The 12570-nt window shown below is 61.3% G+C and carries 11 protein-coding genes; 4 read left to right on the forward strand and 7 right to left on the reverse strand.

Annotation, left to right across the window (positions count from 1 at the left end; all coding sequences use genetic code 11):
• Positions 1 to 30: 30 nt before the first annotated feature.
• On the reverse strand, positions 31 to 879 hold the full coding sequence (copD, locus tag AO268_RS06110) for a copper homeostasis membrane protein CopD (RefSeq protein WP_099168170.1): 849 nt from the start codon (positions 877 to 879) through the stop codon (positions 31 to 33).
• Positions 880 to 882: 3 nt separating this feature from the next.
• The gene (gene copC, locus AO268_RS06115; protein WP_076962616.1) at positions 883 to 1248 is read right to left on the reverse strand and encodes a copper homeostasis periplasmic binding protein CopC; all 366 of its coding nucleotides are present in this window, start codon (positions 1246 to 1248) and stop codon (positions 883 to 885) included.
• 115 nt (positions 1249 to 1363) lie between these two features.
• Here copC and AO268_RS06120 point away from each other — a divergent pair, with 115 nt between their 5' ends.
• A complete protein-coding gene (locus AO268_RS06120) occupies positions 1364 to 1984 on the forward strand; it encodes a TetR/AcrR family transcriptional regulator (RefSeq protein WP_029298440.1) in 621 nt (206 codons plus the stop codon).
• A 111-nt stretch (positions 1985 to 2095) separates the two neighbouring features.
• Here AO268_RS06120 and preA read toward each other — a convergent pair whose 3' ends face one another.
• The 3 genes from preA to hydA all read right to left on the reverse strand — a co-directional run bounded on the left by preA (position 2096) and on the right by hydA (position 6323).
• Entirely contained in the window at positions 2096 to 3370 is a 1275-nt protein-coding gene (preA, locus tag AO268_RS06125) for an NAD-dependent dihydropyrimidine dehydrogenase subunit PreA (RefSeq protein WP_099168171.1), read from the reverse strand.
• Complete coding sequence (locus AO268_RS06130; protein ID WP_099168172.1) at positions 3371 to 4738, reverse strand: NAD(P)-dependent oxidoreductase; 1368 nt, start codon at positions 4736 to 4738, stop codon at positions 3371 to 3373.
• A 145-nt stretch (positions 4739 to 4883) separates the two neighbouring features.
• Positions 4884 to 6323, reverse strand: coding sequence for a dihydropyrimidinase (hydA, locus tag AO268_RS06135; RefSeq protein WP_076962619.1), 1440 nt, complete (start codon positions 6321 to 6323; stop codon positions 4884 to 4886).
• Positions 6324 to 6924: 601 nt separating this feature from the next.
• Between hydA and AO268_RS06140 the strand changes: the two genes are divergently transcribed.
• Both AO268_RS06140 and AO268_RS06145 read left to right on the forward strand, forming a co-directional pair.
• Positions 6925 to 8412, forward strand: a complete 1488-nt coding sequence (locus AO268_RS06140; protein WP_099168173.1) for an NCS1 family nucleobase:cation symporter-1 — start codon at positions 6925 to 6927, stop codon at positions 8410 to 8412.
• Between the two features lie 155 nt (positions 8413 to 8567).
• A complete protein-coding gene (locus tag AO268_RS06145; RefSeq protein ID WP_099168174.1) occupies positions 8568 to 9848 on the forward strand; it encodes a Zn-dependent hydrolase in 1281 nt (426 codons plus the stop codon).
• Between the two features lie 36 nt (positions 9849 to 9884).
• Here AO268_RS06145 and AO268_RS32660 read toward each other — a convergent pair whose 3' ends face one another.
• On the reverse strand, positions 9885 to 10043 hold the full coding sequence (locus AO268_RS32660; RefSeq protein WP_162843712.1) for a hypothetical protein: 159 nt from the start codon (positions 10041 to 10043) through the stop codon (positions 9885 to 9887).
• 211 nt (positions 10044 to 10254) lie between these two features.
• On the opposite strand from AO268_RS32660, the gene AO268_RS06150 reads away from it, so the two are divergent.
• On the forward strand, positions 10255 to 10941 hold the full coding sequence (locus tag AO268_RS06150) for a hypothetical protein (protein WP_099168180.1): 687 nt from the start codon (positions 10255 to 10257) through the stop codon (positions 10939 to 10941).
• Between the two features lie 48 nt (positions 10942 to 10989).
• Here the strand turns inward: AO268_RS06150 and pbpG are convergent, their stop codons facing one another.
• The gene (gene pbpG / locus AO268_RS06155; RefSeq protein ID WP_076962622.1) at positions 10990 to 11913 is read right to left on the reverse strand and encodes a D-alanyl-D-alanine endopeptidase; all 924 of its coding nucleotides are present in this window, start codon (positions 11911 to 11913) and stop codon (positions 10990 to 10992) included.
• Between the last annotated feature and the right edge of the window lie 657 nt (positions 11914 to 12570).

A 12570-nucleotide genomic window follows, 5' to 3' on the forward strand; every position in this document is an offset into this window, starting at 1 on the left:
GGCGCCCCTTGTAGGAGGGCGCAAGCGCTCCTACAGCATCGGTGGCAGGGTGCCCAACAGGGAAACAGCCGCCACGGCCGCCGCGCCCAACAGCCATTCCAGCAACACGCTGGCCTGCAACTGGCCTACTCGCTGCTGGCAACCCTTGATCCGTAGCCGGTTGAGCAATGCCAGGCCCAACATCCCCGCCACCAGCAGCACCTTGATCAACAGGATCAAGGCAAACCCGCTGAACAATGGGGTCGGCCAGAATTGCCCGGTCAGCACACGGACATTGATCAGCCCGCTGACCAGCAAACCGGCGACCAGCCCGTAGCCGACGCCGCTGAAGCGTCGCAGCATGTCTTCCAGGGGCACCTGTTGCGCATGGCGCAGGATCAAGACCAACAGCAGCAGCCCGCCGAGCCACGCACCGACGCAGAGCAGGTGTACGGCCTGGTTGAGGATCAGCAATTGCCCGCCCAGGCCATCGAGCATGGCGCCGTGGCCCACGGGGGCGAGGGTCGCCAGGAGCAGCGCCGTCAGGGGCAGGCGCGCACGGTTCCAGCGCATCAGCAGGCCCAGCACCAATACGCCATTGACGAGCAGGTGCGCGCTCCAGACCTGGCCGAAGAAGGTCTTGCCCAGTACCAATTGCACGGTTGCCAGGTCCAGCGCCAGCAGTTCGCCGCCGGCCATGGCGGCACTGACCAGCAGCAACCACACCACACCGGTTCCCAGGGCCAGCCAGGCCAGTACCCCGGTGAGGCGTGCTAGTCGCCAGTCCAGTGTCGGCTGGGGTTTGCGGCCCAGGAGCAAGGGGCGCAACACACAGGCCCCGAACATCAGCAGCACTGCCATGAAGTGCAGGAAACGGCACAGCACCAGCAGGGTGGCCATGGATTATTGGCCGACCTTGAAGCTATAGCTGCCTGCGCTCTTGTGGGTATCGACCGAAACGGCATGCCACTCGACCTTATAGGTGCCGGCAGCCAACGGCGCGGCGGGGGTCACCACCAGGGTTTTCTTGTCTTTGTCCGGGGTTTCCAAGCCCTTGATCGCCACTTCAGTGCCGTCCTTGCTCAGGGACACCTTGGTGAAGGTGGCTTCGACGCCTTCGGAGAACACCAGGCGCAGATCCGCGGGGGCGGCGACGGTGCTGTCGGCCGCCGGCGTGGTGGTTTTCAGATGGGTGTGGGCAAAGGCTGCCGAAGCGCCCAGCAGCGAGGCCAGCAAGGTCACTGTCGTCAGCGTCTTCTTGATCAACATCGTGCACTACCTCTTAATGGGAAGAGCGGGCAGTGTACGAAGTTTCTACTTAGGCTGTCGCCCCGATCTAGAGCGGATGGTAGTCTTCCAGGCATGTCGTTGTCAGGGAGCCCCTATGGGCAATCACAAGATCGGTATCCGTCGGGTCAACGTCGAAAAAATTCTGCTGGCGGCTGAAAAGGTCTTCGCCGAAAAGGGCTATGGCAGCACCGCCATGGCCGACATTGCCGAACAGGCGCAACTGCCGCGCTCCAACCTGCATTACTACTTCAGCACCAAGAGCGAGTTGTACAGCGCGGTGTTGTTCGACCTGCTGGAAGTATGGAAGCAGGATGCCCTGTGCTTCGAGATGTTCGATGACCCGCGGGTGGTCCTCAGCAGCTATATCCGGGCGAAGATGCAGCACTCGCGCAGCCGCCCCTATGGCTCGAAAGTCTGGGCCAATGAAATCATCCACGGCGCGCCCACCCTTGGTGAAGCGCTGGATGCGAGCCTGTACGACTGGGCCAAGATGAAGGAAGCGAAGATCCGCCAGTGGGTGGAAGACAAACGCATCCTGGCGGTGGAGCCGTCGAGCCTGCTGTATATGATCTGGGCCTCGACCCAGCACTATGCCGACTTCGATCACCAGGTGATGATCCTCAATGACCATCAGGCCCTGTCGGACATGCAGTTCGAGCGGGCGGTGCAGACGGTGACCAGTGTGATTTTGCGGGGGATCGGGTTGGAGCCCTGAGTTTGTGGTGCGGTTGAGGGCTTCATCGCAGGCAAGCCAGCTCCCACATTTTGATTGTGTGAACCCGATCAAATGTGGGAGCTGGCTTGCCTGCGATGGCGATTTAAAAGGCTACACCGCCTCTCGGTAGGGGTTGCGTGGATCCTGGGTCCAGTTCAAAAACGGCTTGCCGGTGTCCATCGGCACCATCTCGATGCAGTCCGCCACCGGGCAGGTGATCTGGCACAGGTTGCAGCCCACGCATTCGTCGTCGATCACTTGGTACACGTGGGTCCCATCGGTCTGCTTGAGGCTGGCAATGGCCTGGTGCGAGGTGTCTTCGCAGGCAATATGGCAGCGCCCGCAGCCGATGCACGCCGCCTGGTCAATCTTGGCGATCACCTGGTAGTTGATGTCCAGGTACTTCCAGTCCGTGGTGTTGCCCACCGCGCGCCCGGAAAAATCCTGCAAGCTGTTATAGCCCTGGCTGTCCATCCACCGTGACAAACCATCCTTCATCTCGTCGACGATGCGAAAACCATGCAACATCGCCGCCGTGCACACTTGCACCGCGCCGCAGCCCAGGGCCACGAACTCTGCGGCATCGCGCCAGTTGCCGATGCCACCGATCCCGCAGATCGGCAGGCCCTGGGTCTGGGGATCGCGGGCGATTTCAGCCACCATGTTCAAGGCAATCGGCTTGACCGCCGAGCCGCAGTAGCCGCCGTGGGTGCTCTGGGTGCCGACGATCGGCAGGGCGACCATGCGCTCCAGGTCGACGCTGGTGATGGAGTTGATGGTATTGATCAGCGAGACCGCGTCAGCCCCGCCGCGATAGGCGGCACGGGCGGCCACGCGGATATCGGTGATATTGGGCGTGAGCTTGACGATCACCGGCAGCGAGCAATAGGTCTTGCACCAGCGCGTCACCTGTTCGACGTATTCCGGCACCTGGCCCACCGCCGCGCCCATGCCCCGTTCCGGCATGCCGTGGGGGCAGCCGAAGTTCAGTTCGATGCCATCGCAACCGGTGGCTTCCACCCGTGGCAGGATGTTTTTCCAGGACTCTTCGACGCATGGCACCATCAGCGACACGATCAGGGCGCGGTCCGGCCAGTCCTTTTTCACCTGGGTGATTTCTTGCAGGTTGATTTCCAGGGAGCGGTCGGTGATCAGTTCGATATTGTTGATACCCAGTACTTCGCGGTTGGCGCCAAAGTGCGCCGAATAGCGGGACGAGACGTTGACTGCCGCCGGGTCCTCGCCCAGGGTTTTCCAGACCACGCCGCCCCAGCCGGCTTCAAAGGCGCGCACCACGTTGTAGGCCTTGTCGGTAGGGGGCGCGGAGGCCAGCCAGAACGGATTGGGGGCTTTGATGCCAGCGAACACAATCGATAGATCGGCCATTTACGCAGCCTCCACAGTGAGCATGAGTTGAGCGTGCATGGCCTCGGCGGCCAGCTTGCCGTGCTGCACGGCCTGAACGGTGAGGTCTTGCCCGAGGCTGACGCAATCGCCACCGGCATACACGCCGGGGATGCTGGTTTGCAGCTGTGCATCGACAAAGATCCGCTCGCCCTGGCGTTGCAGTTGCTGGGCCAGGGGGTCGTGCAAGGCCTGCTCGTCGAAGCCTTGGCCGATGGCCTTGAAGATCGCATCCGCCGCCAGCTCGAAGGTGTCGCCGGTGGTGTGTAGGCGGCCATTTTCCAGGCGTGTGCGGGCAAAGCGCATGCCGCGCACCTGGCCCTGGTCGTCCAGCAGCACAGTGTCGGGTTGGGCCCAGGTCAGCAGGCGGACCTGGTTGGCTTTGGCGATATCTTGCTCATGGCCAGTGGCGCCCATGTCGGCAAGCCCGCGGCGGTAGACCAGGTTGACATCGCGTGCGCCCAGGCGCGCCATTTGCACGGCCATGTCGATGGCGGTGTTGCCAGCACCGAGCACGATGCAGCGGTCGGCCAGGGGCAGTTGGCTGAGGTCGTCGGCCTGGCGCAGTTCGCGGATGTAGTCGGTGGCGGCGAGCAGGCCGGGCGCGTCCTCGTGGGGCAGGCCCAGGTGTTTGCTGGCGGCCAGGCCCAGGCCGAGGAACACCGCGTCGAATTGCTGGTGCAGGTCGCTCAGGCTCAGGTTGTCGCCCAGGCGATGGCCGTGGCGGATTTCGATGCCGCCGATCTGCAGCAGGAAGTCCAGCTCCTGCTGGGCGAAGTCATCCACCAGTTTGTATTTGGCGATCCCGTATTCATTGAGGCCGCCGGCCTTTTCCCGGGCCTCGAAAATCACCACGTCATGCCCATGCAAGGCACTGCGATGGGCACAGGACAAACCCGCAGGCCCGGCGCCGACCACCGCGATACGCTTGCCGGTCGCGGCGGCGCGCTGGAACGGGTGTTGCTCGAAGTGCGCGTTGTCGATGGCATAGCGTTGCAACAGGCCGATCAGCACCGGGGCGCATTCTTCGCTGTGGTTGCGTACACAGGCCTGCTGGCAGAGGATTTCGGTCGGACAGACCCGGGCACAGCTGCCGCCGAGGATATTGGCCGAGAGGATTTTCTGCGCCGCGCCCTGGACGTTGTCGGTGTGGATATTGCGGATAAACGACGGGATGTCGATTTCGCTGGGGCACGCGTTGACGCACGGCGCGTCGTAGCAATACAGGCAGCGCGAGGCTTCCAGGTGGGCCTGGCGGGCATTGAGGGGCGGTGCCAGGTCGGTGAAATGGCTGGCGAGGGTCGCCCCGTCTTCGTCGGGGTGGGGGAGGTGGTTCAGGGTCTGGATCACGGTAATGGCCTCACGGTTTTTTTGCCTCTGGCGGGCATTGGTTTTTTGTTGCCTGTGCGGGCTTCATCGCGGGCAAGCCCGCTCCCACATTTGATCGGGTTCATATCTCAATGGGTGGGAGCTGGCTTGCCTGCGATTGGCTATGTCAGCGGTTTACGGCGACTGGCCTGGAATGCTCGGCCCGCTTGCGCAACTGCTCGAACACCGGCGGATACGCCGGCCGCTCGACATAGCGCCCGGCACCGCGCTCGGCGCGCAAATCGCCATCGACCCACACCAGCCGGCCCTGGCTGATGGTGTGGCTGGGCACGCCGCGTACGGTCTTGCCTTCAAAGATGTTGAAGTCCACCTGCTGGTGGTGGGTCTTGGCCGAGATGGTCCGCGTACCCTGGGGATCCCACAGCACCAGGTCGGCATCGGCACCGACGCGGATCGCACCCTTGCGCGGGTAGAGGTTGAAGATCTTCGCGGTGTTGGTGGAGGTCAGTGCGACAAACTCCTGCATCGACAGGCGCCCGGTGTTGACCCCTTCGTCCCACAGCAACGCCATGCGGTCTTCGATGCCGGCGGTGCCGTTGGGGATCTTGCTGAAGTCGTCACGCCCGGCAGCCTTTTGGTCGGCACAGAAGCAGCAGTGGTCGGTGGCGGTGGTGTGCAGGTTGCCCGCTTGCAGGCCACGCCACAGTGCGTCTTGATGCCCGCGGGGGCGGAAGGGCGGGCTCATCACGTAGCCCGCTGCGGTTTGCCAGTCGGGGTGCTGGTACACACTGTCGTCCAGTAGCAGGTGCCCGGCCAGGACTTCGCCATAGACCGCCTGGCCCTTGGCGCGGGCATAGGTGATTTCGTCGAGGGCTTCCTGGGTCGAAACGTGCACCAGGTACAGCGGCGTGCCGAGGGTTTCGGCGATGCGGATTGCACGGCTGGCGGCTTCGCCCTCCACTTGCGAAGGCCGGGACAGCGGGTGGGCCTCGGGCCCGGTGATGCCCTGGGCCATCAGCTTGCGTTGCAGGTGATACACCAGCTCGCCGTTCTCCGCATGCACGGTGGGCACCGCGCCCAGTTCCAGGCAGCGCTCGAAGCTGGCGACCAGGGTGTCGTCGGCGGCCATGATCGCGTTCTTGTAGGCCATGAAATGCTTGAAGCTGTTGATGCCGTGGTGGCTCACCAGCTCGGCCATTTCCTCGCGCACCTGTTCGCTCCACCAGGTAATCGCCACATGAAACCCATAGTCGGCCGCCGACTTCTCGGCCCAGCCGCGCCACTGGTGGAAGGCCTCCAGCAACGACTGCTGCGGGTTGGGAATCACGAAGTCGATGATCGACGTGGTCCCGCCCGCCAGGCCTGCTGCCGTACCGCTGAAAAAGTCCTCGCTGGCCACGGTGCCCATGAAGGGCAGTTGCATATGGGTATGGGGGTCGATGCCGCCGGGCATCAGGTATTGGCCGCTGCCATCGAGTATCTCGGTGCCGGCGGGAATATCCAGGCCAGTGCCAATGGCGCGGATTAGACCGTCTGCGCACACTACATCGGCGGTATAACTTTCATCATGGGTAACAACGGTGGCGCCACGGATCAACAGAGACATGCCGAGTTCCTCAGAGGCTTGACCGGCTTATGCCAGTTCTAAGTGTTGTAGTGCTGCTCACGGTGCAAGGTTTATTCTTGTCAAAGGTGACAGGAATAGAAACTAGCCCGAGTCTTTGGAATGATCAAGATTATTTTTTATAAGCATATACTTATAATAAGTAGATGATTTTTAAGGATAAAAATTAAAAGTCACCAAAATGTAGCGGCCTCTCACCCTTTTGACGCACTTGACAGGTTCCCAATATGAGCAACATTTTCTATTGCAAATCAGACGCTTGAGAGTTGCCTCTTGACGGGAGGCAGTAATAAAAATAATTGTGTTGCACCAGATTGAGTCCTGATTGTTCGGACAACTTCTGCGTTATTTGGCCTGAGTAACGTTGAAAGTGACGTGGGACTTTTCGGTGTTGTAAATAAAACTGATAAACATCAGTTGGTTATATAAGCGGTACGGATGGGTTGACGGTCTACGGCACGGTAATTGAGTGCGCTGCCGGTGGGCCGGGTCCGTGATGTCATGTTGTCCATGCGGGACTGCGGCCATCCAGCGTTGAGCGCTGGATGAGCAACAATAATTCGAAAAAAACCGTGGAGCAGCCATGCAACAGAACAGATCGCAAGTCATCGAACGCGACGGCCTGTATGAACTCGACGCCGGCAGCGACGTGCTCGACAGCCCCCGTTACAACCACGACATGGCACCGACCAAGGTGCACGAACGAACCTGGAACAAGTGGCACATCACCGCACTGTGGGTCGGCATGTCGATCTGTGTGCCGACCTACACCCTGGGCGGGGTGCTCACCGCGTACTTCGGCTTGTCGGTGGGCGAGGCATTGGTGGCGATCCTGCTGGCCAATATCGTGGTACTCATCCCCCTGACGCTCAACGCGTTTCCCGGCACCAAGTACGGCATTCCGTTCCCGGTGCTGCTGCGCTCGTCCTTCGGCATTCTCGGCTCCAATGTGCCGTGCCTGATCCGCGCCCTGGTGGCCTGCGGTTGGTTCGGGATCCAGACGATGTTCGGCGGGCTGGCGATCCACCTGTTCCTCGGCTCGATTTTCGAGGGCTGGAAGAGCCTGGGCGGCACCGGCGAGGTGATCGGCTTCATGATCTTCTGGGTGTTGAACCTGTGGGTGGTGCTGCGCGGCGCCGAGTCGATCAAATGGCTGGAAACCCTGTCGGCACCGCTGCTGGTGGCGGTGGGCATCGGCTTGCTGGTGTGGGCGTTGCCCAATGTGTCGCTCAGCGAATTGATGGCGATCCCTCCCAAACGTCCCGAAGGCGCGAGCCTGACAGGCTACTTTATGGCCGGGCTGACTGCGATGGTCGGTTTCTGGGCCACCTTGTCCCTGAATATTCCTGATTTCAGCCGTTATGCCAAAAGCCAGAAAGACCAGATCCTGGGGCAGATTTTCGGCCTGCCGCTGACCATGTTCCTGTTCGCCGCCTTGGGCGTGATCATGACCGCCGCCTCGGTGAAACTGGTGGGGGTCAGCGTCTCCGACCCGGTGACCCTGATCGGGCATATCCAGAGCCCGGTGTGGGTGGCGGTGGCAATGGCGTTGATCATCATTGCCACGCTGTCGACCAACACGGCGGCGAATATTGTCTCGCCCACCAATGACTTCCAGAACATTGCGCCCAAGCTGATCAACCGCACCACCGCCGTGGTGCTCACCGGCCTGGTGGGGCTGGCGCTGATGGCCCACGAGTTGCTGAAAAAACTCGGCTTGATCGTGTCCGATGTCAGTCTGGAGACCGTGTATTCCAACTGGTTGCTCGGCTATTCGAGCCTGTTGGGGCCGATTGCCGGGATCATGGTGGTGGACTATTTCCTGATCCGCCGCCAGCAACTGGACCTGGCGGGGTTGTACCGTGATGACGTGTACCCGGCGTGGAATACGGCGGGGTTTATCGCGTTTGGTGTGCCGGTGGTGCTGACCTTGCTGTCGCTGGGCAGCGATGCCTTCAGTTGGTTCTACAGCTATGGCTGGTTCACCGGCTCGGCGTTGGGCGGGGTGTTGTATTACGGACTGTGCGCCAAACGCAAAACCAGTCCAATCGCCGCCAAGACATCCCTGTAAGCGATGTGGAATGCAATCAAATGTGGGAGCGGGCTTGCCCGCGATAGCGGTCTTTCAGGCGACATCTACGGTGACTAACACATCGCCATCGCGGGCAAGCCCGCTCCCACATTTGGACCGCGTCAATCATAAGAAAACTGCCTGAGGAGATCCCTATGAACGCTGCCATCGACGTTCTGCAATCCACCCACCAGTACATCAACCGCGACCGCCTGTGGCAGTCGTTGATGGACCTCGCCCAGCTTGGCGCGACGCCCAAGGGCGGGGTGTGCCGCCTGGCCCTGACCGACCTGGACCGCCAGGCCCGCGATCTGTTTGTGCAATGGTGCGAGGCGGCGGGGTGCACGGTGACCATCGATGGCGTGGGCAATATCTTCGCCCGTCGCCCGGGGCGCAATCCGGCATTGCCGCCGGTGATGACCGGTAGCCATATCGATACCCAGCCCACGGGCGGCAAGTTCGATGGCTGCTTCGGGGTGTTGGCGGGGGTGGAAGTGCTGCGCACCCTTAACGATCTGAACGTGCAGACCGAAGCGCCGCTGGAGGTGGTGGTGTGGACCAACGAGGAAGGCTCGCGCTTCCCGCCATGCATGATGGGCTCCGGGGTGTTCGCCGAGAAATTCACCCTGGAAGACACCCTGGCCAAGACCGACGCCGAGGGTGTCACGGTGGGCGCTGCGCTGAAGGCGATTGGCTATGCGGGCACCCGGCCGGTCAGTGGGCATCCGGTCGGGGCTTACTTTGAAGCGCATATCGAGCAAGGTCCGATCCTTGAAGATGAACGCAAAACCATCGGTGTGGTGCTGGGGGCCCTCGGCCAGAAATGGTTCGACCTGACCCTGCGCGGCGTCGAGGCCCATGCCGGCCCGACCCCGATGCACCTGCGCAAGGACGCCCTGGTGGGCGCCTCGGCGGTGGTTGCCGCGGTCAACGCCGCTGCACTGAGCCATCAGCCCCATGCCTGTGGCACGGTGGGGTGCCTGCAAGCCTACCCCGGTTCGCGCAATGTGATCCCCGGTGAAGTGCGCATGACCCTGGATTTTCGCCACCTGGAGCCGGCACGCCTGGATTCGATGATTGCCCAGGTGCGCCAGGTGATTGACGAGACCTGCGCCAAGCACGGGTTGACCTTCGAGATGGTGCCTACCGCCGATTTCCCGCCGCTGTATTTCGACAAGGGCTGTGTCGATGCCGTGCGCGAGGCGGCCAATGGCTTGGGGTTGTCCAACATGGATATCGTCAGTGGTGCCGGGCACGACGCCATTTTCGTCGCCGAGCTGGGGCCGGCGGGCATGATATTCGTGCCCTGTGAAGGCGGGATCAGCCATAACGAAATCGAAAACGCCGCCCCGGATGACCTGGCGGCGGGGTGTGCGGTGCTGCTGCGGGCGATGGTGGCGGCGTCGGCGGCCGTGGCCCGTAAGCCTGCGGCCTAGATCGGTAGGCGCCAGTTTTCCGGCTCCTGGAGTGGCTTAGGCGTGATGCGCGACCGGCTTGCGGGCCTTGGCGCGCGTCGCGGCCTTGGGCGGTGGATGGCGGCGGCGGGTCACACGCAGCACCCCCCACAACATGGCGCTGGCGACGGTCAGCCAGCCAAGTACCAGCAGGAAAATCGTGGTTGTCAGGCTCATAAGTGCCTCCTTTGCCCTGTGCAGGGCACATACGGTCTTTGCAATGGACAGTCTAACCGCCAAGCGGCTGCGTGCTATTGACCAATGGTCGTGTATGTCCAACTTGTTTGCTCTATACCGGGTTTTTTACTGCGGCCCAAGGCTATACCCGCGTCCGCGAGCGCCCTATGATCAACGCCCCAGCCCGCAGATGATCAAGAGAGTGAAGAAGTTGCGTTTACGGTCGAACCTCAAAAAATCCTTGCTGGCGGCAGCGTGCATCCTCGGATTGGCCGCGTGTGCCGGGCACCCCACATCCTCGAAAATCCAGGGCTTGCCCGAGCGGGTAGAGCTCAACGGCGTGCCGGCGTTTCGCGGTGACACCTACCAGGGTGGTCCGGCAGCCCTGGCCAGCATGCTGTCGCAACAAGGCATTGTGATTACACCAGGCTTGCTGGATAAGCCATTGCGCCTGCCGGGCGGGGAAGCTGACCTTGAGCGCAATATGCAGGCACTGGCGCGGGAGTACGGGATGCTGGTGTATCCGCTGGATGCCAAGCTGACCGCGCTGTTGGCGCAGGTGGCGGCGGGGTACCCGGTGATGTTGCGGATTACCGAAGGCTCGACGCTCTGGGCCGAGCCGCGCTATGCAGTGCTGGTGGGCTTTAACCAGCAGAACAGTACAGTGGTGTTGCGAGTGGCCAGGGACCGGCGCCGCGCCGTGGCGTTCAGCGACTTCGAGTCTGCCTGGAAAAGCGCCGGGCAATGGGCGGTGCTGGTCCAGCGGCCAAGCCAGTTGCCGGCCAACCTGGATGCGGCGCGCTGGCAGCAGGCGGCCAACGCAACGGCCCAGGCCGGCCAGGAGCAAGCGGCGGCCCAGGCGCTCAAAGTGATGGCCGAAAGGCCGAAGCAGCCCTAATGCAAACGGCGCCCGAGAGCGCCGTTTTTTGTGCCGGTCAGTGGTGTCTTAGCGCGACTGGGCGACCCCGGTCTGGCGGGCCTTGAGGTTCTTGTCAGCCTTGTATTGCAGGGCCACGTCCGGCACCGAGCCGCTCTTGCCGGTTTCAATCCACTTGCGAATGCGGCTGGCATCGGCAAAGTGCGTGAACTTGCCGAAGGCATCGAGGATCACCAACGACACCGGGCGATTGCCCATGCTGGTCACCAGCACCAGGCAGTGGCCGGCCTGGTTGGTGAAACCGGTCTTGGTCAGCTTGATATCCCAATTGGCCCGGTTGACCAGATGATCGGTGTTGGAAAAACCCAGGGTGTAGCTGGGCTTGCGGAACGACACGGTTTTTTCCTTGGTGGTGCTCAATTGCGTGAGCATTGGGTACTTGCGTGCGGCCTGCACCAGCTTGCTCAAGTCACGGGCGGTGGACACGTTATGGATCGACAGGCCGGTGGGTTCGACATAGCGGGTGCTGGTCATGCCCAAGGCCTTGGCCTTGGCGTTCATCGCAGCAATAAACGCCGCATAGCCGCCCGGATAATGGTGGGCCAGGCTGGCGGCGGCACGGTTTTCCGAGGACATCAGGGTGATCAGCAACATCTCCTTGCGCGGCATCTCACTGTTGAGCTTGACCCGCGAGAACACCCCTTTCATTTCCGGGGTGTCACTGATGTTGATAGAGATGTACTCATCCATATTCTGCTTGGCGTCCAGCACCACCATACCGGTCATCAACTTGGTGACGGAGGCAATCGGCACCACCACGTCGGGGTTGCTGGCGTAGATCACCTTGTTGGTTTGCAGGTCGACCAGCATCGCGCTGCCCGAGGCGATGTGCAGTTGCGAGGTGTCCCGTGGGGCCAGGGTGGTTTCGCTGGCGTTGGCGACAGTGCCTGCGAATGCGAAGAACAGGCTGACAAGAGAGAGATGAATTTTCACGCGGATGAACTCGCTAAAAGATAGAAAAATACCGGGGGCGACCGGTTTTATGAAAAATGACGTTACATTTTAGGAGTATGGATCAGAAAGCGATAGAGAGCCTTTAAATAAAGGCTGTAAGGCGATGATGGGTGTAGCGCTACGGTGTCGTCCATCACACCTGCTATCGAGCGGGCTAAAAAAACACGCCAACGGAACGGTTTTATGACAGTGCCTGAACTAGATTGATATCTAAATGATATCAATTATTCAGGCTTGCTGGTCCCGCTTGTGGATTTCAGGTTCTCATGTCAGAAAAAATCAAGGCGGCAGCGGCGTTGTTCAACTTTACTGATGCACGTTGCCGAGGCTGCGCCCATTTTCGGGCGGTATCCGACCCAAGGTGGCGGGGCACTGAGTCGCGCAGGCGTAAACAAGTGTGTTGCAGATGAAGAGGGCAGGTATTGACGATGCCTTGCTAGAGGCTGCGCTAACCAAATTGTTGGGTTGCTTACAGCTTCGGGCATCTTGGTCGATAGCCTGGAATGACAGCAGTGACGTACCGACCTTTCTAAGAGAGCCTGAATTCATAGAATAAGCGCAACGCTTGAAACGAGAGGCAGAGAGCCAGCCACCGGTAGAATCCAGGCTCTCACACCGAAGGATTCAAGCGCAGAT

The organism is Pseudomonas sp. ICMP 8385, assembly GCF_002699915.1.
GTDB lineage: Bacteria > Pseudomonadota > Gammaproteobacteria > Pseudomonadales > Pseudomonadaceae > Aquipseudomonas > Aquipseudomonas gessardii.